This is a genomic window from Kribbella capetownensis (genome assembly GCF_004331485.1).
Classification (GTDB): Bacteria; Actinomycetota; Actinomycetes; order Propionibacteriales; family Kribbellaceae; genus Kribbella; species Kribbella capetownensis.
The window spans coordinates 1-22067 of the sequence record NZ_SJKD01000020.1 but is presented as its reverse complement, the minus strand read 5'-3'; the positions used below and the strand labels follow the sequence as shown (position 1 = coordinate 22067).

Below are 22067 nucleotides of genomic sequence, written 5' to 3'. Positions count from 1 at the left end.
AAGGCGGAGGAGGAGCGCGATGCGGAGCATCTCGCGACGACGACAACGCCGCCAGCGGGCGTCTGGGGCGCCGCTAGACGTGCCGAACGTGTCTCGACGAGGCACCTAGGCGGTAGCTGCCGGTAAGGCGAGGCCATGACGCAGTACTCCGAAGACCTCGGTGATTGCTCTTTCCAGCTCTGCTTGGGCTTGCCGCACCTGATCCGCGGACGCTTCGTCGGGCAGGAGCCGCATCAGCTGTTCTTCCAGGACCTTCTGTGCGGCGGCGAACTGAGCCGCGATCAGACGGTTTCTGAGCTGCCAAGGATTCCGCTCGTCGAGGGCCTCGGCGAGCGAGGTCTCCATCTCCGCGGCGTTCAGCCGGCGACGGGCCAGCAGGGCCGGGCTGCCCTCGATCGTCCGGACGAACTGCTTCCAGGTCGCCAGATGCCCGACCTCGAACCGCTCCCGGGTCTCGGACAGGTACGCCGCCTCCAGCACATTCACCGGATCCGCTCCGGGCGGCGCCTCCCGGACCGCCCGGGCAGGCCCCATCCACCAGCCCGGCTCGTCGAAGAACAGGTCCTCCTTGGCCGGAAAGTGATTGAACACCGTCTGTACGGCGACGTCCGCCGCGCGCGCCACCTCGGCCACCGTCACCGCGTCGAAGCCGCGCTCGAGGAACAGCGTGGTCGCGACATCCGAGATGGCCTGCCGCGTCTGCTGCTTCTTCCGCTCTCGCCGCCCGGTCTCCATTGGACAGAGCGTAGGGCATCCTGCTTTACTTCATCCAATCTTATAGTCACTACATTTTTGGAGTTGACCCAATGACGATTCTCGTCACCGGCGGCCGCGGCGCGATCGCTCGCGCCATCACCGCCGGCCTGACCGCCGCGGGTCGCGACGTCCGCGTCGCCTCCCGCGAACCCTCCGCCGTGGGACCTTCCGCGGTCACCTACTCCGACGACCCCGCGCCCGCGCTGCGCGGCATCAGCCAGGTCTTCCTGTACTCCGATCCGTCGTCGGCACCGTCGTTCGTCGCGGCAGCCGAGGCGGCCGGCGTCAAGCAGGTGGTCCTGCTCTCGTCGCTCTCCTCCCAGGGCGGTCCCGAAGACCCGCATGCGACGACCGAGCGCGTGATCGGCAGCGGTTCGTACGCGACCACGTACCTGCGGCCGGGAGCCTTCATGAGCAACGCAAGGTTCTGGTCGCATCAGTTCCGCGCGACCGGCCAGATCCGGCTGCCCTACCTCGACGCCGAGGAGGCGCCGATCCACGAGCAGGACATCGCCGATGCGGCCGTCCGCGTGCTCCTCGACGGACCGGGCCACGGCCACGACGGTCGCGGCTATCCGATGACCGGACCGTCCTCGATGACGCGCCGCCATCAGATCGCGCAGATCACCGAAGTCACCGGCGCTGCGATCGAGGCGGTCGATCTGACGCCCGACCAGGCCCGAGCCGAGATGCCCATGCGCGACGCCGGCCAGCGGGAGACCTTGCTCGCCTACTGGGCGTCGCGCGTCGGCACTCCCCAGCCGATCGAGACCGGCGTCGAGCTCCTGACCGCGCGCTCCGGCCGCACCTGGATCACGTGGCTGACCGACAATCCGGGGCTGTTTGCCTAGGGAAGGATCGAGTCGACGTAGCCGCCGTCGACGCGGACTGCTCCGCCCGTGGTGGCGGAGGCAAGGTCCGAACTGAGGTACACGACCAGGTTGCCGATCTCCGGCGGCTCGATCAGGCGCTGGATCAGCGAGTACGGCCGGTGCTCCTTCATGAACTGGCGTTGCGCCTCGTCCCACGGCAGGTCGTCACCGACCAAGTCGTGCACGAAGTCCTCGACACCCGGGGTGTGCGTCGGTCCGGCCATCACCGAGTTCACCGTCACGCCGGTCCCCGCGGCGGCCTTCGCGTAGCCTCGCGTCACCGCGAGCAGAGCCGTCTTCGTCATCCCGTAGTGCACCATCTCCAATGGCGTCACCACCGCCGAGTCGCTCGCGATGTTCATCACCCGACCGAAGCCGCGCTCCATCATCCCCGGCAGATACATCCGGATCAGCCGGACCGCGGACAGCACGTTCACCTCGAAGTACCGGCGCCACTCGTCGTCGTCGATCTCCAGCACCGGCTTGGCGCCGAAGATGCCCAGGTTGTTGACCAGGATGTCCAGTTCGCCGACCTGATCCTGCAGCGCGCCGGCGCCTTCCGCGGACGCGAGATCGGCCGCGATCGCCGTCACGTCGGCGTCCGGCACCTCCTTGCGGACCTGATCCGCGGCCGCGCTGGTCTTCTCCTGGCCGCGTCCGTTCACGACTACCGCCGCGCCTGCTCGCGCCAGTTCGGTGGCGATCGCCAACCCGATCCCCTGGCTCGATCCCGACACCAGTGCCCGCCGTCCGTTCAGCTCGATCTTCATCACCCCATGGTGCCCTTCTGCCGTGGTGGAATGCGGGATTCACCGGATCGGGACGATGGCGGCCGCCTCCGATGCGATGTCGGCGTCTCCCTGCCGGCCGGGCGGCTCGAACGGCAGGTCCACCGAGGACGTCAGCCGCACGGTCACCGTCGTACCTGCGACATCGGCCGACCAGTCGAGTCCGTCGAATCGGTTGCTCGCGGCCACCTGGTCCAGATACTCGGCCGTCAGCCGGCGGGCCTGTTCCGGGTCGAACTCGGCGTTCCCGTCCGCCGCGGGCTGCGCGTAGATCGCCGCGAGGCCGTTCGCCGCGGCCAGTACGGCGCCGTCCGCGGTCGCATCGAGGTCACGCCGTACCAGGAACACCTTGGAGATATCGGTCACCACGACGATCATCAGCAAGACGATCGCCGTGAAGCCGATGATGAGAACCGTCATCTGACCTTGCTCGCCCTGTTGCCGTCGGCATCCGTTCATCCGTTGCCCTTGGCCTCGCGATAGTCGCCGTACGGCTCGGTGTGCGAGGCACTGAGATGGATCGCCGGCGGCTCTCCCCCGAGCGCGTCCGGGATGAACGGCAACGGAACGTCGGTGGTCAGCGTGACGGTGACCGTCGACCCCGGTTCCAGGCAGGCCGGATGGCAGCTGATCGTGAGCTGGTCGGAGGTCAGCTCGACGCCCTGGTCCTTCATCGCCAGCCGCGCAGCCTCGAACGCCCGGCTCCGCGCCTCGTCCTCCGACAACCCGGCCGGCACGATCACGAACGCGCGTCCCGCCGCCCGGGTCGCCGCGGTCGCGCCGTACGACGCTCGCTGGACATCGAACACCGCCAGCATCACGTAGATCAGCGGGACCATCAGCAGCAGCGCCAGCCAGGAGAACTCGACCACCGCGCTACCGCGCTCGTCCCGCGATCGGTTCATTCGCCGGTCTCCTTGACGGCATGACCTTCGACGCTGAACGCGATGCCGGGACCCCACAACCCCAGCGGTGGCATGTGCGCCTCGACGACGACCTGCACTCCTGGCTGGCCGTCGATCTCGGTCTCCCCGGACTGGACCGCGTCGATCAACTGGTCCTTGACCACCCCGTCGATCAGATCGCGCGTCCGGCCTTCTCCATCGCCCGGCTGCCGATTCAGCACGGCCGCGTACACCGCGCCCTCGGACGCCGCAGCGGTGAGGGTGTTGCGGACGTACAGGTAGAGCCCGACCTGCAGGATGCCGAGGAACAACGGCACCACGAGCATCGACACCAGCACGAAGTCGACCACCGCCGAGCCGCGTTCGTCACGCGACCGGGGCGGATGCGGGCGGGCGGGGACCATCACTTGTTGGAGACGGAGTCCAGTGCGTCCTGCAGCATCTGGGCGAGTTGTTTGCCCGCCAGGCCCCAGATCACGACGACCAGCCCGGCGGTCATCACGGTGATCAGCACCCAGCCGGGGACGTCGCCGCGCTCCTTCCGTGCGGGCCGTGGCGCCAGCAGCGCCACGAACAGTCTCGTCAGCAGTAGGGACATGACCTCTCCTCAGTTCATCCGGCGATCAGCCGGATTCCGACAGCGCCCGGGTAGAAGGCGAACGCGATGGTGACCGGCAGGACGAGGAACACGACCGGAACCATCATCGCGACCTCACGGCGAGCGCCGGACTCGATCAACTCGCGCCGTCCCGCCTCGCGGATGTCCCCCGCCTGCGCGCGCAGTACGTCGGCCAACGGCGTACCGCGTTCGAGTGCGACCGCGAGTCCGTCGGCGAACCGCGACAACGCGAGCAGACCAGTGCGGTCGGCGAGACCGTCAAGGGCGCGGACGAGCGTCTCACCGGCGCGGGTCTCACCCAGGACCCGCTGGAGCTCGTCGGCGAGCTCGCCGCGGCACGACCGGGCGACCCGGTCGAGCGCCGCCGCCGGACCCTCACCGGCTGCCACCGACAACGCCAGCAACTCGGCCACGGTCGGCAACTCCGCGAGCAGCCGCCGCTCCCTTCGCCGTACCTGCGTGCTCAGATAGGTGTCTCGGGCAAGTACTCCGAGGACGCCGAGCAGACCGCAGAACACCAGCATCCCGATCGGATTTCCGACCCCGAACGACACGGAGACGATCGAGACGACGAGCCCTGCCCCGAACGCCGCCGTACCCCACAACACCTGCTCGATCCGGAACTCCTCGACCGACCGCTCGATCCCGGCCCGCGACAACCGGCGGCGGATCGACGCCGCCCCACCGAGCAGCCGCTCCAACCTGCCGGCGCCGGCCCGCAGCGACGGCCCGAACAACCGCACAATGGCATAGAAGGGCGAGCTGGAGTCGACCACACCGAGGAACACCTCCGGCCCACCAAGATCACGCAGGTACGGCGCGATCCGGTCGTCGACCGACGGCTTCCGCAGGAACGGCAAACGCCGGACGACCAGGAGCAGGCTGAGCCCGAACAGGACACCCACCAGACCGCCGAGCACCATCGGGCTCATCGCAGCACCCGCTCGGGCTCGGGCAACCGGCCGATCCGCAGCATCAGGCGGTACGCGATGACGCAGACCGCTGCACCCACACCGATGATCAGTGCGCCGACCGGCGAGTTGTAGCGCTGGATCACGTCACCCTGGAACGACAGCAACGCGAGCACGAGCCATGGCGCGGCGACCGCGACTCGGGCACCGTTGACCGACCATGACTGTCTGGACTCGAGCTCCGACCTGGTCCGGGCGTCGTCGCGGAGGAACGTCGAGAGCGAACGCAGCAACCGGCCGAGGTCCCCGCCACCGACCTCGCGTGCGATCCGCAACGCCTCGACCACGCGGTCGCCGACGGGATCAGCCAGGCGCGCCTTCAACCGGTCCAGCGAATCCGCGAAGCGACCTGTCGACGCATAGTCCGCGCCGAACCGGCGGAACGGCTCGCGCAACGGCAGCGGGCCGCGCTCACCGACTTGGGCCAGTGCCTCGGACAACGAAAGTCCTGCCCGGACCGCGGACGCGATGTTGTCGACGACATCAGGCCACAGCTCCCGGAACTCAGCCAGCCGCTTCCGCGCGCGGCTCCGCACCAGCGCGACCGGCAGTCCACCGGCCATCAACCCGAACACCACCCCGACCGGCCAGGCGCCCGACACCACGAACATCACCACGAACCCTGCGACGCCTGTGATCAGGCATGCACCGATGAACGCGCCCGGCGTCACACCTTCGATCCCTGCACCGGCCAGGAGGTCGCGGCTTCGGGCGATCAGGCGCGCGTCGTTCGCCGGTCGCGTCTCCGCCGGCACTGCGAACGTCCAGATGATCAGCAGCAGGCCGATCCCGAAGAACAGGCCGAGCAGCAGCCCCATCAGGCCACACCTCGCGGCAACTCGGTCAGCAGCCCGGACAAGGAGTACCCCGCATGCTGGAAGCGCTCGGGATGCGGCAGATGTCCTTCGGCCCGCCGCAACTGTCCGTCGACCGTGCCGAACACGGTCTCGGTCTCGATCGCCTGCTCCTCGATCCGCCCACTGACCGCCACGATCTCCCGCACCCGCCGCTGCCCGTCCGCCCCGATCCCGAGATGGATGACGAGATCCACGCAGCCGGCCACGGTCGGAAGGACGAACCTGGACCCGATGTTCTCACCGGCCAGGAGTGGCAACGTGCACATCTTCGTCAGAGCTTCGCGCGCCGAGTTCGCGTGGATGGTGCACATTCCGGGAAGGCCGGAGTTCAATGCCAGCAGGAGATCCAGGCACTCCTCGCCGCGGACCTCGCCGACGATCAGCCGGGACGGGCGCATCCGCAGCGACTCCTTCACCAGGTCGCGCAACCGCACCTCGCCCGTGCCTTCGAGACCGGCCTGCCGCGTCTGCATGGACACCCAGTCCGGAATGGGGAGCTTGATCTCGAAGACCTCTTCGCAGCTGATCACGCGTTCGCTGCCCGGGATCGAGCCGGCCAGCGCGTTGAGCATTGTCGTCTTGCCGGCCTGGGTGCCGCCGGAGACCAGGATGTTCAGGCCGACCGCGACCGCGGCGTCCAAGACCGCGGCCGCGTGCGGAGTCAGCGATCCGAGCGCGACCAGGTCGCTCAGCCGGGTCGCGCGTACCGTGAATTTGCGAATGTTGATGGCTGCGTAGCGTTGAGTGATCCCGCCCAGAACGATGTGTACGCGGCTGCCATCGGGCAGGCGCGCGTCGGTGAACGGCTGCGAGACGTCGATCCGGCGGCCGGTCGTCTTCAGCATCCGCTCGACCAGGTCGCTGACCTCCTCCTCGGTCAGCACCGTCGTGGTCAGCTCGTGCCGGCCCTCCCGCGCGATGAACACCCGGCTCGGCTCATTGATCCAGATTTCTTCGACCGCCGGGTCGTCCAGGAAACGCTGCAGCGGCCCGAACCCCGCGACCCGGTCATGCACCTCCCGGCTGACCGCGTCCACATCCACGATCGGCGGAACCACCCCGGTCAGACTGCGCTCGTCGTACTCCCGAACGACGGTCGCGACAATCGCGTTCACCGCCCCCGGATCCCGCAGCGGGTCGATCCCCTCCCGCCGGACAACGTCGCGGACCTGCGCATCGATCAACTCGACAGCGTCACGGCCCGGCCGGCGTGCGGCGAGTCGGTCGGCTGCCATAGGTCCCCCAAGATGTCCCGATTGGCGACCGGGCAGTCACCGTCTGCGACCATCTTGTCAAGCAGAGGGAGCACTGCACCACCCGCGTCGGGCGAACCTGTGGATAACTGGGTCGGCTCAGCGGTGGACGAGGGTGTGTTCGAACGAGTACCGGCTGGCTCGGAACAGGTGGGAGCCGTATTCGACGGGCTGGCCGTGGTCGTCGTACGTGATGCGGGTGGTCGCGAGCAGCGGGCAACCCGGCTCCTCGGACAAGAGTCTGGCCTGCTCGGTGGTGGCAGGTACGGCGGAGATGGTCTGGTGCGCCACCTTCAGTCGTACGCCTTCAGCGCGTAGGAGCTCGTAGAGTCCCCGCTCGGCCAGCGTGACCGGGTCCGTCTCGAGCATGTCGGGTGGCAGCCAGTTCCGCATCAGCGCCAGCGGCTCGCCGTCCGCACGCCGCAGTCGCTCGATCCTGAGCACTCGGTCGCCCTGCTCGCACTGCAGCGCGGTCGCCACGTCTGCGTTCGCCGGGCTGATTCCGAACCGCAGTACCTCGGTCTCCGGCTTCCGGTGGGCCGCGGCCAGGTCGTCGTACAGGCTGGTGAGCTCCAAGGAACGCCGCACCTGGCCCGAGTGGCCGACCACCTGCGTGCCGACGCCGCGCTTGCGCACCAGCAGCCCCTGGTCGACCAGACGCGCGATCGCCTGCCGCACTGTCGGCCGGCTCAAGCCGTAGGCCTCCGCCAGGTCCACCTCGTTGCTCAGCCGAGAACCGACCGGCAACTCGCCACCCTGGATCGCCGCCTCGAGCTGCTGTGCCAATTGCACATGTAACGGCGTACGACTGCTCCGATCAACGCGGACCTGCACGGTGCTCATGCGCAAATACTGCGTCCTCCGCCCTGATCCGTCGACCCAACACCCAGATTTGATCAGATCCCTCCGTTACCGAATCACCTCGTCATCGGCGCCGGGCACCCGGATGAACGCCGGGCGGACGGCAGATGAAGCGCGGAGATCCGGGGGCGGGGCGGAGCGGGGGCGGAGCGACAGACTCCTACGCTGAGGGCTGGGGGTCGGGTCCGGATGGCGGGCCAGGGATGTTTGGCGGTGGGGGCGTGCGGGAGGATGACATCTTCGGTGTCGAATTCGCCGGCACGGTCGTACCGCGCCCGCCGTACCGCTGACAATGAGGAGAAGCATGGAACCGCTGCGTATCGGGATCCTTGGTGCTGCCCGGATCGCGGGGAGGGCGATCGCCGAACCGGCGCGCTCGAGCGAGGCGCGACTGGTGGCCGTCGCCGCGCGGGACCGGGACCGGGCCGAGGCGTTCGCGGCGGAGCACGGGGTCGAGAAGGTGCACGCGTCGTACGACGACGTGATCGCCGACCCCGAGGTGGAGGCGATCTACAACCCGCTGGCGAACTCGTTGCACGGTCCCTGGAACCTGAAGGCGATTGCCGCGGGCAAACATGTGCTCACCGAGAAGCCGTCGGCCAGCAACGCGACCGAGGCAGCGGCGGTGCGCGACGCTGCCGCGGAGCACGGTGTGGTGCTGATGGAGGGCTTCCACTACCTCTTCCACCCGGTGACCCGGCGCCTGCACGAGCTGCTCGCCAAGGGTGAGCTGGGCGATCTGCAGCACGTCGAGACGACCATGGTGATGCCACCGCCGCCGGAAGACGACCCGCGCTGGTCGCTGCCGCTGGCCGGCGGTGCAGTGATGGATGTCGGCTGCTACGCCCTGCACGCCCAGCGCATGGTCGCGCCCTGGGCCGGTGGAGCACCCAGACTGGTCAGCGCCCGGGCCGGTGAGCGGAAGCGGCTGCCTGGTGTGGACGAGTGGCTGAACGCCGACCTCGAGTTCCCGAACGGCGCGACCGGATCGGTCCGGACGAGCATGGCAGCGGAGACTCTCGACTTCAGCTGCAAGATCGTCGGCACCCGCGGTGAGGCGTTCGCGCCCAGCTTCGTGCTGCCGCATCTGGACGACCGGGTGATCGTCACCACCAAGGAGGACCACTGGGTCGAGCAGCTCGGCCGCAAGTCGTCGTACGCCTATCAGCTCGAGGCGTTCACCGCTCGCATCCGCAACGGTGCACCGCTGCCGATCGACGCGGACGACGCGGTCGCGACGATGACGCTGATCGACGAGTGCTACCGGAGCGCCGGTCTCGAGCCTCGTCCGACCACCACGCTCTAGTTCTTCCCGGCGGCTGCGCGGGCGAAGGCCTCGATCAGTGCATGCGGTCGAGTGCCGTCGCCCGCCAGCTCCGGCTGGAACAGCGCGGCCAGGTAGAACGGGTGATCGGGCAACTCCGCGATGCGTGGATCGCCGGTGTCGTCGTACCCGCTGAAGACCATGCCGCGGTCCCGCAGTACGTCGAGGCGGGCGGAGTCGAGGCCGTAGGAGCAGTGGTACCGCTCCATCGACCGCTCGACGCCCAGCAGCTCGGCAGCGCGAGTGCCCGGCGTCACCTGGATCGGGCCCTCGTGACCGTCGAGTGAGCACTCCAGCGCGACGATGAGCAGATCGTCTGCCGCCGGATTGCTCTCGCCGTGCTGCACCGCCGACAGACCGCAGACGTTGCGGGCGAACTCCAGCATCGCGTGCTGGAACCCGCCGCAGGTGCCGAAGAACGGGATCCCGTTCTCCCGTGCGATCTTGACCGCCGTGACCGCGCCGGCCTCGTCCTTGTACGGGCTCCCCGGCAGCAGCCAGATGCCGTCGAAACCCTTGAGTGACTCGTCGGCCTCCTCGGTCGGCACCCAGTACACGTCGAGGTCGAGGTTGTCGCGTTCCTTCAGGCGGTCCAGCAGACCGGGCACCCGCGCATGCGAGCGGACGTGCGGCGAGCGGTCGGCGACCAGGGCGATGCGTCCGGCGTAGGCGTTCATGGCCACCATCCTGGGCGCCTGATCGGCATCAGCGCCAACGATGATCTCTGCACTGGGCATAAGCGATACTGATCCGCGTGGATCCACACCTGCTGCGCACCTTCGTGGCCGTCGCCGAGTGCGGCTCGTTCTCCGCCGCCGCGCACCGCCTCGGCTACACGCAGTCCGCGGTGTCCCAGCACATCGCCGCGCTCGAACACGACCTCGGTACGCCGCTCCTCCGCCGGCGGCCCGTGGTCCCGACAGTCCCGGGCGAGCGCCTGCTCGAACACGCCGGCGCCATCCTCCTCCGCCTCGACGCCGCCCGCGCCGATGTCCACCGCGCCACCGGCGATCCGCCCGGCACCCTCTCCATCGCGGCCTCGCCGCTCGCCGCGGCCGACGGCCGGCTGGCGAATGCCTTGACAGAGGTACGACGAGCCCGCGCCGGGACTGCGGTCGTCCTGACGGTGTGCGGCCGCGAGGCGGTCGCGCAAGGCGTAGCGGCGGGCGAGTACCACCTCGGCCTGATCGACGGAGTGGCGGCGCCCAGCGATCCGCTCCGTCTGTTCGATGTCGGATCGCTGCGCACCACCGCGGTGTCGCACGAGGACCTGGTAGTTGCCCTCGCCAAGGATCATCCGTTGGCCGGCCGCCACCGGATCAGCCTCCACGACCTGGTCGACGCCCGCTGGATCGATGCCCCTGATGTCGCGGCACCGCTCCCCGATCTCCGCGCCGCCACCGAGACCGACGGCATCCGGCCGGCGCTCACCTACTCCGGCACGGATGTCGCCAGCCTGCTGGCGCTGATCGCGGCCGGCCACGGACTGGCCGTACTTCCCTTGTCAGCAACGGGTTCCGAGGTTGCCACAGTGCAGCTGAGCACGCCCCGCCTGCTCCATCGCACCGAGCTGCTCCACGGCCACACCTCGGAACCGTCCGCTGCCGCGCTGACCGCCGTACTGTCCGGTCCTTAGGCGTCGAGAATCTCCTCGAGGACAGTCCGGGTCATCGGCCGGTTGAGTACGCCGATGGCCTCACGTTCGGCGAACTCCGCCCGGTCCTCGTTGTCGGGGTCGATGGCTTCGCAGATCGTGTTGTAGGCCCAGTTGAGCCAGCCGGTCACGGCGATGCCGAACGAGGTCAGTTCGAGCTTGGGCCATTCAGCACGGTCGAGATACCCCTCGCGGAACGCCGCGATCGATCGCCGGTTGACCGACGGCCGCATCGCCCACTGGGTCAGCGAGGACGCGACCTCGAACTCAGGAGTCAGCGAACCGGTGAAGTCCCATTCGGTCACGACGAGCTCGTCGTTGCGGCCCTGCCGGACGGTCGAGGGTTGGAGGTTGCTGTTGCAGAGGATGAAGCCCGGCCCGGTGACGTCGGCATCGATCGTGTACAGCCCGAACACACTGGGAAGACGAGCTTCCAGCTGGTCCGCCCACGGTTTGCCGGCGGCCTGAGCCCGGTGGAGGAGCCGGCGCCACTCGGCGTCGGACTGTCGCCAGGTGAGGTACGGGCTTATCGGCGCTTCGCTGGGAATCGCCAGTGCGTGCAAGGTCGCGAACGTCGTACCGACCTGCCGGGCGACCGCTGTCGAGACGGGCGTCACCGGCGACGGGCCGACCTCGATCCACTCGTGTACACGCCAACTCTCGTCGCGGACACGCTCGATCAGTTGTCCCTGCGGACTCCGTACGGCGACCGGTGCGGTCACGCCGGCCTTGACCGCGGCGTCACGGAGCCGGGCGCCGATCTCGGCCTGTTCGGGGGTGATGAACGGGTACACCGTGACAGCCAGCCACCGACCGCGGTCGGTGGTCAATGCCCACGACCGGCCCATCGGCGTGAACGAAACTGGCGTCGCGGGTCCGGTCGTACGTCCGAGCCCGAAAGCCGTGGCGAGTTCGTCGGCCAGACCGTCGGGTGCGACGGGGGCGTCCGCGTTCCGCCGGTCGACTTCGGCCTTCAACGTGGGCCAGTCGTGCAGCCCGTACTCGCCCGCCAGCGTCCGCTGCGCATCGGCGAGCGTCGATCCGGGGGTGGTTTCCCGCAACGCGACCAGGAGGTCTTTGGCCTGCTTGCGCAGGAACTCCATGCTCGGCTTGTCAGGTAGCAGTCGCACAACGCGTCCTCTCGTTCCCGGACTCGCACGGGCCACAAGAGAGCGTCACCAACTGCGCTCAATCCAATGAAAGGTGAGGTGGCTTCCAGCCTTCCGGCGAGTCTCGACGCGTCCTCACAACGCCCCCAAGACGCTACCCAACGCCACCCCCCAGGTCAACGCCCAACAATCACCCGCACCGGCTCCCCGGCCCGGGCGGGGCCGGGGCCGAGGAGTTCGCGGCCGCGCCATACCCGGTGCGATACCTGCTGGCGGGGCCGGCGCTCGATCCGTGCTACTCGCCGCGGTTACTTCCTGCCCTGCTTGGTGGGCGGGATGACCGTGCCGTCGCTCGGGTTGGGCTTCGGCTGCTTGGGTTGTTTGGGTTTGCGGACTTCACGTCCGCCTTTGTTCTTCGACATGACGCACTCCGGGGCTTGGTGTTTCGCTGACTTCGGACGGGCCGACCGGCCCTTCGTACGCCGCGGTACTCCTCATGCCCCGGGGGTTGTCTTCGACGCTACACCCAGGCGACAGCCCTGCCTTCAGTCGTGAGTGGGGAAGCCCAGGTTGATCCCGCCGTGGCTCGGGTCCAGCCAGCGTGACGTGACGACCTTCGTCCGGGTGAAGAAGTGGACACCGTCCATCCCGTGCGCATGGGTGTCCCCGAACAACGAGTTCTTCCAGCCGCCGAACGAGTAGTACGCCATCGGCACCGGGATCGGAACGTTGACGCCGACCATGCCGACCTCGACCTCGTTCTGGAACCGTCGAGCCGCACCACCGTCGTTGGTGAAGATCGCCGTCCCGTTCCCGTACGGGTTCGAGTTCACCAGGTCGAGCGCAGCGTCGTACGACGGAACGCGGACCACCGACAGCACCGGCCCGAAGATCTCGTCGGTGTAGATCGACATCTCCGGGGTGACCTTGTCGAACAGCGTCGGCGCCAGCCAGAAGCCCTCGGCCGCGCCGTCCACATCGCCGTTGCGGCCGTCGACGGTGAGCTCAGCGCCCGCCTCGACACCGGCAGCGACGTACCCGACGACCTTGTCGCGGTGCGGACCGGTCACCAGCGGGCCCATGTCGCAGCCGCGCGTCCCGTCGCCGGTCTTCAGCTTCGCCATCCGGTCCTTGATCTTGCCGATCAGTTCGTCGGCGATCGGCTCCACCGCGACCAGCGCGGAGATCGCCATGCAGCGCTCGCCGGCCGAGCCGAAGCCGGCGTTCACCGCGGCGTCGGCGGCCAGGTCGAGGTCTGCGTCGGGCAGCACGATCATGTGGTTCTTCGCACCGCCGAGCGCCTGGACCCGCTTGCCGTTCCTGGTGCCGTTCTCGTACACGTACTTCGCGATCGGGGTCGAACCGACGAACGACACCGACTTGATGTCGGGGTGCTCGAGCAGCCTGTCGACGGCCTCCTTGTCGCCGTGCAGAACGTTCACCACACCGTCCGGCAGGCCGGCCACCTTCCACAGCTCGGCCATCGCGTTCGCTGCGGACGGGTCCTTCTCGGACGGCTTGATCACCACACTGTTGCCGCAGGCAACCGCGATCGGGACGAACCACATCGGCACCATGGCCGGGAAGTTGAACGGCGAGATGACCGCGCTCAGGCCGAGCGGCTGACGGATCGAGTACACGTCGACCTTGGTCGAGACGCCCTCGCTGAAGCCGCCCTTGAGCAGGTGCGGGATCCCGCAGGCGAACTCGATCACCTCCAGGCCGCGAGTCACCTCGCCGACCGCGTCGGACAGCACCTTGCCGTGCTCGGCGGTGATCAGCGCGGCGATCTCGTCCTTGTGCTGGTTCACCAGCTCGCGGTACGCGAACAGCACCTGAGTCCGCTTGGTCAGCGACGTCTGCCCCCAGGCGCGGGACGCCTCGTGGGCGACCTTCACCACCTCGTCGACGGTGGCGGCCGAGGCCAGGTCGAGTTCACCGGTGACCTGGCCGGTCGCCGGGTTGTAGACCTTGCTGGTCCGCTCGGCGACGCCGGTCCAGGAGCTGCCGCCGACCAGGTGGGTGATGCGCTTGATCTCAGTACTCACGATGCTTCCTTACTGCATGGGGTGACAGTTGACGACAGGCTCTTCATCCGGGGCCTTGCGGCGGGTCCTCCCAGACCCGTTCGACGGCTCATCCGAGGATCTTCCGGCGATCGGCCAGGTCGACGTCGACAGGGCGGCCGGACGTGAGGGACTCGATGCCGGCTTCGCAGACCGCGACCGCCGCATAGCCGTCCCAGGCGCTCGGTCCGTCGATCGCACCGCGTGCTGCAGCCTCGACCCAGCGTTGCACTTCGATGTCGTACGCACGCTCGAAGCGAACCCGGAAGTCGGACGGCATCGCACCGCCCCACCGGCCGGCGGCACGCGTGAGCACGCCCGAACCGAGCCCGATGGTCGCGCTCCCGCGTTCGGCCACGGCCTCACACCGCACCTCGTACCCGACCTGGAAGTTCACGAACACCTCGGCGTCGGCCATCGTCCCGTTCGCCAGCTCGAACAGGGCCAGCTGCGGATCGAGTACGCCGGCGCCGACGAGGTCACTGGGCTTCGGGGCGTGCACGGTGATCCGGGTGATTTCGTCACCCAGCAGCCAGCGCGCGATGTCCACCTCGTGCACCATCGAGTCCCGCACGATCATCTCGCTGCGGAACGTCACCGGGGCCGACTTGTTCCGATGCACGTTGTGCAGCATCAGCGGCCGACCCAGCTCCCCGGAGTCGAGCAGCTCCTTCAGAGCGGCGTACTCCGGATCGAAGCGGCGCATGAAGCCGACCTGGATGAGTGGCCGGCCGACCTTGTGCTCTGCCTCCACCACCTGGAGCGACGACGCCGCGTCCATCGTCAGCGGCTTCTCACACAGCACCGGCTTGCGGTGCTCAAGGCACACGAGCAGTTGCTCCGCGTGGGCGAATCCCGGCGACGCCAGGATCACCGCGTCCACGTCGTCCGCCGCGATCAGATCGAGCGGATCCTCGACCACCCGGACGTCGAGACTCTTCGCGAGGGCCTCGGCGCGGGCGATGTCGGGGTCGGCGACAGCGACGAGGCGCGCGCCAGCGGTACGGCGTGCGACCCGCTCGGCGTGGTCGGCACCCATCACTCCGACGCCGACGATGCCGACCCGGAGATCGGTCATGGCCCCTCCCTCTCCCCTTCATTGTCCGCAGTCGTGTCAACCGGCCGGGTGATCCCCTGGTCGACGACGGCCTCGGGATTGGCGTCGCGCAGCTCGTGACTGAGCGCCTCGAGCTCGGAGCCGCCGGCCATCTCGGTGGTCAGCTGCTCGAGCGTGATGTCGGACCGGTGCGTGTCGAGCGCGACCCGGCCGAGCTTCAGGACGACGAAGTGGTTCCCGACCAGGTACGCGTGGTGCGGGTTGTGGGTGATGAAGATGACCCCGATGCCCGCGTCCCGTGCCCTGACGATGTACTTCAGCACCACGCCGGACTGGTTCACGCCGAGCGCCGCGGTCGGCTCGTCCAGGATCAGCACCTTCGCGCCGAAGTGGATCGCGCGCGCGATCGCGACGCACTGGCGCTGACCACCGGACAGCTTGCCCACCGGCTGCTCCAGGTTGGGAATCGAGATCCCCATCTTGGTCAGCTCCTCGCTCGCGATCCGCTTCATCCGCGCCGCCTCCAGCTGGCGGAACGGACCTCTGGTGATCTCGTTGCCGAGGAAGAAGTTCCGCCAGACCGACATCAGCGGCGCCAGCGCCAGGTCCTGGTAGACGGTGGCGATGCCGCTGTTCAAGGACTCTCGGGGCGAGGAGAAGTGCCGCTCCTCGCCGTTCACCACCATCGTCCCGGAGGTGTAGTCGTGCAGGCCGGCGATGATCTTGATCAGCGTCGACTTGCCCGCGCCGTTGTCGCCCAGCACGCAGGTGATCTCGCCCTGCCGGACCGACAGCGACACACCCCGCAACGCGTCGATGTTGCCGTAGCTCTTGCCGATGTCGCGCAGTTCGACGATCGGCGAGGTCGGGCCGGTGACCGCGTCGGAATCGAAGCTCCTCGTGGTGGTCATCGTGCCTCCGCCTGCTTCTTGACGACGAGGTTGACAATGGTGGCCAGCAGCAACATCGCGCCGAGGAACGCCCTGAACCAGTCGGGGTTCCAGCCGGCGTACACAACCCCCAGCTGGACCATGCTGAAGATCAGTGCGCCGATCGCCCCGCCGATCACGGAGCCGTAGCCGCCGGTGAGCAGGCAGCCGCCGACGACCGCCGCGATGATGTAGAGGAACTCCTTGCCGACGCCTTCGCCGGACTGCACCACGCCGTTCTGCACGAACAGCAACTGCATCCCGGTGAACCAGGCGAAGAATCCCACCGCCATGAACAGCCCGATCTTCACCTTCTTCACCGGTACGCCGACCGCACGAGCCGCCGCGGCGTCGCCACCGACGGCGAAGATCCAGTTGCCGATCTGTGTCCGCAGCAGCATCCAGGCGGCGATAGCGACGAACGCGATCCACCAGACGACGATGATCTTGATCGTGACCCCGCCCACCTTGAACTCCGACGCGAAGACCGCCTTGGCGGTGCTGAACCCGTCCATGTCGCTGATCGAGTTCGATGCGACCGCGCCCGACGTCAGCCGGGTGACCGCGATGTTCAGGCCCTGCAGGATGAAGAACGTGCCCAGCGTCACCAGGAAGCTGGGCAGCCCGGTCCGCATCAGCAGCCAGCCGTTGAACGCGCCGATCGTCAGCGACAGGGCGAGCGCGATCACGACGCCGACCCAGACGTTCAGGCTGAGCTGGTAGGCGATGAGGCCCGCGGTCAGGCCCGACGTCGTCACCGCGACACCGGCCGAGAGGTCGAACTCGCCGCCGATCATCAGCAGCGAGACCGGCACCGTCATCACACCGATCAGTGCGGCCTGGTACAGGATCGTGCCCGTGTTGTTGATGTCGCGGAACGGCGGCGCGGCGATCAGGAAGAACACCAGGATGACGGCCGCGCCGACGAGCGATCCGATCTCGGGCCGGCTGAGCAGCCGGGCCGCGAGGGACCGGGCGGAGACGCGGTCGTCCGCCGACACGGGTGAGGTGATGGTCGATGCCATGGCGTTGCCTCAGCGCGTCCCGTTCGTGGCGAACTTCTCCACCGTCGCGATGTTGGACTGGTCGATGAAGGCCGGTCCGGTCAGCGTCGCCTCGCCACCGCCGATGGTGTTGCCGTTGGTCTTGTAGAGCCAGATCGCGTCGATCGCCAGGTAGCCCTGCAGGTACGGCTGCTGGTCGACGGCGAACTGCACCCGGCCGTCCTTGACCGCCGTCGCCATCTCCTTGCTCATGTCGAAGCTACCGATCTTGGCCGCCGAACCGGCGTCCTTGGCCGCGGTCACCGCGGTCAGGGCGATCCCGGCATTCAGCGCGACCACGTAGTCGGCGGTCTTGTCCTGCTGCAGCTTCGAGGTCAGTGTCGCCTGCGTGCTCGGCTGGTCGGTGCCGTTGACGTTCACGTTCTCGACGTTGCCGAACTTGTCCTTGATGCCCTGGCAGCGGGCCTCCAGGCTGACGTTGCCCTGCTCGTGGATGACGCACAGCACCTTCTTGGCGCCGAGCTGCTTGAGTTTGTCACCGGTCGCCTGGCCGGCGATCCTCTCGTCCTGGCCGAAGTACCCGACCGCGCCGGTCGTCTTCCAGGAGTCCAGTCCGCCGTTGAGGACCGACACCGGGATGCCGGCCGCGACCGCCTTCTTGACGTTCGGGATGACCGCGTCGGGCTTGTTCAGCGTGACTGCGATGCCGTCGACCTTCGAGTCGATCGCGGTCTGCACCAGGTTGGCCTGCGCGGCCCCGTCCGGATCGGCGGAGTACTGCAGCTCGATGTTGTCCTTCTTCGCGGCCGCCTCGGCACCGCGCCGGACGATGTCCCAGAAGGTGTCGCCCGGACCCGAGTGGGTGATCAGCGCGACCTTCATCCGCGGGGTATCCGCGGCGTTCCCGCCGCTGCCGCCGGAGTTCTCCTCCTCCTGCTTGCCCCCGGAGGAGCTGCAGGCCGCCAGCGCTGTCGCCAGTGCGATCACCGCGCTCGCGGCCACCGCCTTCTTCTGCCACCGAATCATGAGTCCAACCAGCCTTTCAGACGAGCCGCGGCCACTCCGCGGAGTTGCGTGGGACCAGAGAGTTTCACACTCTGCTGGCCGTCACCTCGATTCGCCACCCCCGTGGGATCTCAGATAGGCCAACGTGCGCTCCGCGACCGGAAGCGGTACGTCGGGTGGGCAGGGGACCATGTCCTGTTCGACGATCGCGAACAGGTCACCGTCGAGCGCAGCCAACGCATCCAGCACCGGCGGCAGCTCGGGTACGCCGTTCGGCGGCTCGCACATCACGCCGCGCCGGACGGCTTCGTCGACACTGAGGCCCTCGGCCTCGACCTCGGCCAGGACCTTCGGATCCACCTGCTTCAGGTGGACGTAGCCGATCCGGTCCGGGTACTTGCGGATCAGCTCGAGGTTGTCACCACGGCAGTAGCTGATGTGGCCCGTGTCGAGGCACAGGTTCACGTAGTCGCCGTCGGTCTCCTCCAGGAAGCGCTCGACGGTGTCCTGTGTGTCCACATGGCCATCCGCATGGGGGTGATACTGCGTCTGTAGCCCGAACTCCTCGGCCAGCCGGCGGCCCAGCTCGGTCACCTGCCGGCCGTGCCGTGCCTGGCCTTCGTGGTCGAGCCGGTCCTCGACGATCTCGCCGTTGTCGCCGCGCCACATCGACGGCATCACGACCAGATGCTTGACACCCATCGCCGCCGTCAGCTCGGCGGTCTTCGCGACGTCTCGCCAGGTCCCCTCCCACCCGTCCGTCCTGTGCAGCTGCTCGAAGGTTGTGCCAGCGGTGATCGTCAGGCCCCGCTGGTCCAGTTCGTCCTTGAGGCGGACTGGATCGGTCGGCAGGTAGCCGTACGGCCCGAGCTCGATCCGGGTGTAGCCGGCTGCCACCACCTCGTCGAGGAAGCGAGTCCATGGTGTCTGCCGCGGATCGTCGGCGTACCAGACTCCCCATGAGTCCGGCGCCGTACCGATGCTCAGCGTGCCCATGTCAGCTGTCTCCCTCGACCGGAGCGACGTACAAGCGCTGAGCCTTCTTGCTCTCCTCGTACTCCGCGGATGCGGCCTGGGTGGACTGCAGCGCGGACACCTCGCTGACCGGAACGTCCCACCAGGACTCGCTGTCCGGACCGCCGATCAAAGGATCGGTCGTGACGTGGATCGCGATCGGACCGTTGGCGGCCTTCGCCGTACCGATCGCCTTCTCCAGCTCGGAGCGGTCGTGCACCTCGATCACGTCGACACCCAGGCTGCGAACGTTGGCCGCGAGGTCCACCGGAAGGTAGTCCCCGTCCAGCCGCCCGTCGCCGCTGCGGCTGCGGTATGCCGTCCCGAAGCGTTGCGAACCGAGCGACTCCGACAAAGCTCCGATCGAGGCGAAGCCGTGGTTCTGAACCAGGACGACGATGATCTTCACGTTCTCCTGGACCGCGGTGACGAGCTCGCTCGACATCATCAGGTACGACCCGTCGCCGACGAGGACGAAGACATCGCGATCCGGCGCGCCGAGGCGGACCCCGATGCCGCCGGCGATCTCGTATCCCATACAGGAGTAGCCATATTCGACGTGGTATCCCTTCGGGTCGCGCGTCCGCCACAGTTTGTGCAGCTCGCCGGGCATCGACCCGGCTGCGCAAACCACCACATCAGATGCCGCCGACAATTCGTTGACGGCACCGAGCACCTCGCCCTGGGTCAGGACACCGACGGCGAGTTTCGAGGTCACCTCCGTGGGCGGGTTGTAGGTGTTATCCACAATCTCGTCCCACCGGGTTGCGAGAGTGGCCGCCGATGATCTGTACTGATCGCCCACAGACCAGTCGTCGAGCGCGGATGTCAAGGAAACAAGGGCTTCCCGGGCATCCGCGACGAGAGGAAGGCCGGCATGCTTGCCACCGTCGAAGCGCGCCACGTTGATGTTGACGAACCGAACGTCCGGGTTCTGGAAGGCAGTCCGAGAGGCCGTCGTGAAGTCGCTGTAGCGAGTGCCGATACCGATCACCAGGTCGGCCTCACGAGCCAGGGCGTTGGCTGCCGTGGTCCCGGTCGAGCCGACCGCGCCGACCGACTGGGGGTGGTCGTAGCGCAGAGATCCCTTGCCTGCTTGGGTTTCCGAGACAGGTACGCCGGTCGTCTCGGCGAAGCGGCGCAGAGCATCCTCGGCGCCGGAGTAGTGCACGCCGCCACCGGCGACGATCAGTGGTGCCTTCGCGGCCCGTAGGAGATCTACCGCCTTGTCGACAATTGATGCCTCGGGCAAGGGCCTTGCGACGTACCAGGTGCGCTCGGAGAAGAGCTCGTCCGGCCAGTCGTAGGCCTCGGCCTGCACGTCCTGCGGCAGGGCCAGTGTCACCGCGCCGGTCTCGACCGGGTCAGTCAGTACCCGCATGGCGTTCAGCAGCGCCGATGGCAGCTGCTCGGGGCGCCAGATGCGGTCGAAGTACTTCGACACCGGGCGGAACGCGTCATTGACGGAGACGTCGCCGGCGCCGAAGCTCTCCAGCTCCTGCAGCACGGGGGTCGCCACCCGGGTTGCGAAAACATCGGAAGGGAGGATGAGTACCGGCAACCGGTTCACCGTGGCGAGGGCCGCGCCGGTCACCATGTTGGTCGAGCCCGGGCCGATGCTTGCCGTGCAGGCATAGGTCTGGAGCCGGTCACGGGTGCGGGCGAAGGCGGACGCGGTGTGCACCATGGCCTGCTCGTTGCGGGCCAGGATGTACGGCAGCGCCGCCGGGTCTTCGAGCTCGGCCTGCAACAACGCCTGGCCGACGCCGGCCACGTTGCCGTGCCCGAAGATGCCCAGACACCCGGCGAACAGGCGCTGCCGCTCGCCGTCACGCTCCGAGTACTGGACGCTCAGGAATCGCACCAACGCCTGCGCGACCGTGAGACGCACCGTCATGACTCTTCTCCTCCGAAAGGCTCTGCTGTATCGAAAGGCTCTGCTGATCCGAACGGCTCTGTTGCACCGAACGGCAGGCGCGGGTCGATCTGCTGGGTGGCCCACAGATCGCGGACCCAGCCGTGGTTGGGGTCGTCGGTGATCAGCCACTGGCGTTCGGTTCCGGGGCCGGCCATCACGTTCAGGTAGTACATGTCATAACCAGGAGGCGCCATCGCCGGACCGTGCCAACCATGAGGCACCAGCACCACATCCCCGTCGCGGACCTCCGCGAGGACATCGATGGGACGGTTCTCGGTGCCGTAGACCCGCTGGTAACCGATCGGATCGTTGCCCTTGACACCTTCCGGGGCAACGTCGGAGAGCTGGAGCTCGAAGTAGTAGATCTCCTCGAGCACACTCTCCTTGCCAGGCTTGTGCTCGTCGTGCTTGTGCGGCGGGTACGACGACCAGTTCCCTGCCGGGGTGAGAACCTCGCAGGCGATGATCGAGTCGGCCTCGAGGACGGCCGGCGTACCGAAATTGCGGACCTGGCGGGAGGCGACGCCCGCGCCGCGTAATTCGGTCTCCACTTGCTCGACGCCGATCCGGTGGTACGGGTAGTCGCTCGCGGCCTTCGCGTGTGGGAAGGCGATGCGGGCGCCACCTGCGCTGGTGACGGCAAGAGTGGAGTTGCGTGGGACGTACGCGAGGTCGGTCGGGCCAGCGAACACGTCGGCGCGGCCGCCGAGCGGGAGGGTCTCGCCGTCGACGATCACCTCGGCTGATCCGCTCAGCGGGAGGACGAGGTACTCGCAGTCGCTGGTGTCGATCTCGACGGACTGCCCGGGGCGCAGGGTCGCGACGTACAGGCCGCTGTGCTCCCAGTCCTTCTCCCCCGGGGTGACGGCCACGTCGAATCCCTGGCGAGCGGTGGATCCGGCGGGCCTGAACCACCTACTCATGGACGTCCTCGCTTCGCTCCGGGCGCCCCATGACGTACAGGTCGGGCTGTGCTCTCGATCCCCTCGCGATGCTCGGTCATGCGGCCCTACCTTTCAGTCGTGGCTTTGACGTGATAGATCGAAGCCATGTGCGAGCAGGGCGGGTATGGCTTTCATGCTGGCTGTCTCTCAATGGCTCGGGG

Annotated in this window: 23 protein-coding genes; 3 read left to right on the top strand and 20 right to left on the bottom strand. The window is 68.1% G+C overall.

The genetic code is table 11. The features are described from left to right. Positions 1-105 precede the first annotated feature (105 nt). Positions 106-735 (bottom strand): TetR/AcrR family transcriptional regulator, encoded by a 630-nt coding sequence (locus tag E0H75_RS42560; protein ID WP_131519432.1) that lies wholly within the window; start codon positions 733-735, stop codon positions 106-108. Positions 736-806: 71 nt separating this feature from the next. On the opposite strand from E0H75_RS42560, the gene E0H75_RS42555 reads away from it, so the two are divergent. Further along, positions 807-1607 (top strand): SDR family oxidoreductase, encoded by an 801-nt coding sequence (locus tag E0H75_RS42555; RefSeq protein ID WP_131519431.1) that lies wholly within the window; start codon positions 807-809, stop codon positions 1605-1607. Here the strand turns inward: E0H75_RS42555 and E0H75_RS42550 are convergent. The 9 genes from E0H75_RS42550 to E0H75_RS42510 form a co-directional block, all read right to left on the bottom strand. Further along, positions 1604-2398, bottom strand: coding sequence for an SDR family NAD(P)-dependent oxidoreductase (locus E0H75_RS42550; protein WP_131519430.1), 795 nt, complete (start codon positions 2396-2398; stop codon positions 1604-1606). The genes E0H75_RS42555 and E0H75_RS42550 overlap by 4 nt on opposite strands. Positions 2399-2437: 39 nt before the next feature. Then, on the bottom strand, positions 2438-2836 hold the full coding sequence (locus E0H75_RS42545; protein ID WP_131519429.1) for a pilus assembly protein TadG-related protein: 399 nt from the start codon (positions 2834-2836) through the stop codon (positions 2438-2440). A gap of 35 nt (positions 2837-2871) precedes the next feature. Beyond that, positions 2872-3321, bottom strand: a complete 450-nt coding sequence (locus E0H75_RS42540; protein WP_131519428.1) for a hypothetical protein — start codon at positions 3319-3321, stop codon at positions 2872-2874. Next, complete coding sequence (locus E0H75_RS42535; RefSeq protein WP_131519441.1) at positions 3318-3725, bottom strand: TadE family protein; 408 nt, start codon at positions 3723-3725, stop codon at positions 3318-3320. The genes E0H75_RS42540 and E0H75_RS42535 overlap by 4 nt, the downstream gene beginning before the upstream one ends. Beyond that, the gene (locus tag E0H75_RS42530; protein ID WP_131519427.1) at positions 3725-3919 is read right to left on the bottom strand and encodes a hypothetical protein; all 195 of its coding nucleotides are present in this window, start codon (positions 3917-3919) and stop codon (positions 3725-3727) included. The genes E0H75_RS42535 and E0H75_RS42530 overlap by 1 nt, the downstream gene beginning before the upstream one ends. 14 nt (positions 3920-3933) lie before the next feature. Next, on the bottom strand, positions 3934-4872 hold the full coding sequence (locus tag E0H75_RS42525) for a type II secretion system F family protein (RefSeq protein ID WP_131519426.1): 939 nt from the start codon (positions 4870-4872) through the stop codon (positions 3934-3936). Continuing rightward, entirely contained in the window at positions 4869-5729 is an 861-nt protein-coding gene (locus E0H75_RS42520) for a type II secretion system F family protein (protein WP_131519425.1), read from the bottom strand. Before E0H75_RS42520 ends, E0H75_RS42525 begins: the two co-directional genes overlap by 4 nt. Then, a complete protein-coding gene (locus E0H75_RS42515) occupies positions 5729-7003 on the bottom strand; it encodes a TadA family conjugal transfer-associated ATPase (protein WP_131519424.1) in 1275 nt (424 codons plus the stop codon). The genes E0H75_RS42520 and E0H75_RS42515 overlap by 1 nt, the downstream gene beginning before the upstream one ends. A 117-nt stretch (positions 7004-7120) precedes the next feature. After that, a complete protein-coding gene (locus E0H75_RS42510; RefSeq protein ID WP_131519423.1) occupies positions 7121-7864 on the bottom strand; it encodes a GntR family transcriptional regulator in 744 nt (247 codons plus the stop codon). 322 nt (positions 7865-8186) lie between these two features. On the opposite strand from E0H75_RS42510, the gene E0H75_RS42505 reads away from it, so the two are divergent. Beyond that, on the top strand, positions 8187-9188 hold the full coding sequence (locus E0H75_RS42505) for a Gfo/Idh/MocA family protein (RefSeq protein ID WP_131519422.1): 1002 nt from the start codon (positions 8187-8189) through the stop codon (positions 9186-9188). On the opposite strand, the gene E0H75_RS42500 is transcribed toward E0H75_RS42505, so the two are convergent. After that, on the bottom strand, positions 9185-9883 hold the full coding sequence (locus tag E0H75_RS42500; RefSeq protein ID WP_131519421.1) for a CTP synthase C-terminal region-related (seleno)protein: 699 nt from the start codon (positions 9881-9883) through the stop codon (positions 9185-9187). The two genes, E0H75_RS42505 and E0H75_RS42500, sit on opposite strands and share 4 nt — an antisense overlap. A gap of 77 nt (positions 9884-9960) precedes the next feature. Here E0H75_RS42500 and E0H75_RS42495 point away from each other — a divergent pair, with 77 nt between their 5' ends. Beyond that, positions 9961-10842 (top strand): LysR family transcriptional regulator, encoded by an 882-nt coding sequence (locus tag E0H75_RS42495; protein WP_131519420.1) that lies wholly within the window; start codon positions 9961-9963, stop codon positions 10840-10842. On the opposite strand, the gene E0H75_RS42490 is transcribed toward E0H75_RS42495, so the two are convergent. The 9 genes from E0H75_RS42490 to iolB all read right to left on the bottom strand — a co-directional run bounded on the left by E0H75_RS42490 (position 10839) and on the right by iolB (position 21885). Further along, a complete protein-coding gene (locus E0H75_RS42490) occupies positions 10839-11990 on the bottom strand; it encodes an aminoglycoside phosphotransferase/kinase family protein (protein ID WP_131519419.1) in 1152 nt (383 codons plus the stop codon). The two genes, E0H75_RS42495 and E0H75_RS42490, sit on opposite strands and share 4 nt — an antisense overlap. A gap of 524 nt (positions 11991-12514) precedes the next feature. Continuing rightward, a complete protein-coding gene (locus E0H75_RS42485; RefSeq protein WP_131519418.1) occupies positions 12515-14017 on the bottom strand; it encodes a CoA-acylating methylmalonate-semialdehyde dehydrogenase in 1503 nt (500 codons plus the stop codon). Positions 14018-14105: 88 nt separating this feature from the next. Further along, positions 14106-15113, bottom strand: coding sequence for a Gfo/Idh/MocA family protein (locus E0H75_RS42480; protein ID WP_131519417.1), 1008 nt, complete (start codon positions 15111-15113; stop codon positions 14106-14108). Then, the gene (locus E0H75_RS42475; protein WP_131519416.1) at positions 15110-16003 is read right to left on the bottom strand and encodes an ATP-binding cassette domain-containing protein; all 894 of its coding nucleotides are present in this window, start codon (positions 16001-16003) and stop codon (positions 15110-15112) included. Before E0H75_RS42475 ends, E0H75_RS42480 begins: the two co-directional genes overlap by 4 nt. Then, a complete protein-coding gene (locus E0H75_RS42470; protein WP_131519415.1) occupies positions 16000-17046 on the bottom strand; it encodes an ABC transporter permease in 1047 nt (348 codons plus the stop codon). The genes E0H75_RS42475 and E0H75_RS42470 overlap by 4 nt, the downstream gene beginning before the upstream one ends. 9 nt (positions 17047-17055) lie before the next feature. Further along, complete coding sequence (locus tag E0H75_RS42465) at positions 17056-18051, bottom strand: substrate-binding domain-containing protein (protein ID WP_202873460.1); 996 nt, start codon at positions 18049-18051, stop codon at positions 17056-17058. Positions 18052-18132: 81 nt separating this feature from the next. Further along, positions 18133-19026, bottom strand: coding sequence for a sugar phosphate isomerase/epimerase family protein (locus tag E0H75_RS42460; protein WP_131519414.1), 894 nt, complete (start codon positions 19024-19026; stop codon positions 18133-18135). Between the two features lies 1 nt (position 19027). Beyond that, positions 19028-20941, bottom strand: coding sequence for a 3D-(3,5/4)-trihydroxycyclohexane-1,2-dione acylhydrolase (decyclizing) (gene iolD, locus E0H75_RS42455; RefSeq protein WP_131519413.1), 1914 nt, complete (start codon positions 20939-20941; stop codon positions 19028-19030). Further along, positions 20938-21885: a 5-deoxy-glucuronate isomerase gene (gene iolB, locus E0H75_RS42450; RefSeq protein WP_131519412.1), complete on the bottom strand. Its 948-nt coding sequence runs from the start codon at positions 21883-21885 to the stop codon at positions 20938-20940. The genes iolD and iolB overlap by 4 nt, the downstream gene beginning before the upstream one ends. Positions 21886-22067 lie beyond the last annotated feature (182 nt).

Coding starts and splice junctions, on each gene's coding strand:
- E0H75_RS42560 (WP_131519432.1), bottom strand. CDS start 735: ATGGAGACCGGGCGGCGAGAGCGGAAGAAGCAGCAGACGCGGCAGGCC.
- E0H75_RS42555 (WP_131519431.1), top strand. CDS start 807: ATGACGATTCTCGTCACCGGCGGCCGCGGCGCGATCGCTCGCGCCATC.
- E0H75_RS42550 (WP_131519430.1), bottom strand. CDS start 2,398: ATGAAGATCGAGCTGAACGGACGGCGGGCACTGGTGTCGGGATCGAGC.
- E0H75_RS42545 (WP_131519429.1), bottom strand. CDS start 2,836: ATGACGGTTCTCATCATCGGCTTCACGGCGATCGTCTTGCTGATGATC.
- E0H75_RS42540 (WP_131519428.1), bottom strand. CDS start 3,321: ATGAACCGATCGCGGGACGAGCGCGGTAGCGCGGTGGTCGAGTTCTCC.
- E0H75_RS42535 (WP_131519441.1), bottom strand. CDS start 3,725: ATGGTCCCCGCCCGCCCGCATCCGCCCCGGTCGCGTGACGAACGCGGC.
- E0H75_RS42530 (WP_131519427.1), bottom strand. CDS start 3,919: ATGTCCCTACTGCTGACGAGACTGTTCGTGGCGCTGCTGGCGCCACGG.
- E0H75_RS42525 (WP_131519426.1), bottom strand. CDS start 4,872: ATGAGCCCGATGGTGCTCGGCGGTCTGGTGGGTGTCCTGTTCGGGCTC.
- E0H75_RS42520 (WP_131519425.1), bottom strand. CDS start 5,729: ATGGGGCTGCTGCTCGGCCTGTTCTTCGGGATCGGCCTGCTGCTGATC.
- E0H75_RS42515 (WP_131519424.1), bottom strand. CDS start 7,003: ATGGCAGCCGACCGACTCGCCGCACGCCGGCCGGGCCGTGACGCTGTC.
- E0H75_RS42510 (WP_131519423.1), bottom strand. CDS start 7,864: ATGAGCACCGTGCAGGTCCGCGTTGATCGGAGCAGTCGTACGCCGTTA.
- E0H75_RS42505 (WP_131519422.1), top strand. CDS start 8,187: ATGGAACCGCTGCGTATCGGGATCCTTGGTGCTGCCCGGATCGCGGGG.
- E0H75_RS42500 (WP_131519421.1), bottom strand. CDS start 9,883: ATGAACGCCTACGCCGGACGCATCGCCCTGGTCGCCGACCGCTCGCCG.
- E0H75_RS42480 (WP_131519417.1), bottom strand. CDS start 15,113: ATGACCGATCTCCGGGTCGGCATCGTCGGCGTCGGAGTGATGGGTGCC.
- E0H75_RS42475 (WP_131519416.1), bottom strand. CDS start 16,003: ATGACCACCACGAGGAGCTTCGATTCCGACGCGGTCACCGGCCCGACC.
- E0H75_RS42470 (WP_131519415.1), bottom strand. CDS start 17,046: ATGGCATCGACCATCACCTCACCCGTGTCGGCGGACGACCGCGTCTCC.
- E0H75_RS42465 (WP_202873460.1), bottom strand. CDS start 18,051: ATGATTCGGTGGCAGAAGAAGGCGGTGGCCGCGAGCGCGGTGATCGCA.
- E0H75_RS42460 (WP_131519414.1), bottom strand. CDS start 19,026: ATGGGCACGCTGAGCATCGGTACGGCGCCGGACTCATGGGGAGTCTGG.
- iolD (WP_131519413.1), bottom strand. CDS start 20,941: ATGACGGTGCGTCTCACGGTCGCGCAGGCGTTGGTGCGATTCCTGAGC.
- iolB (WP_131519412.1), bottom strand. CDS start 21,885: ATGAGTAGGTGGTTCAGGCCCGCCGGATCCACCGCTCGCCAGGGATTC.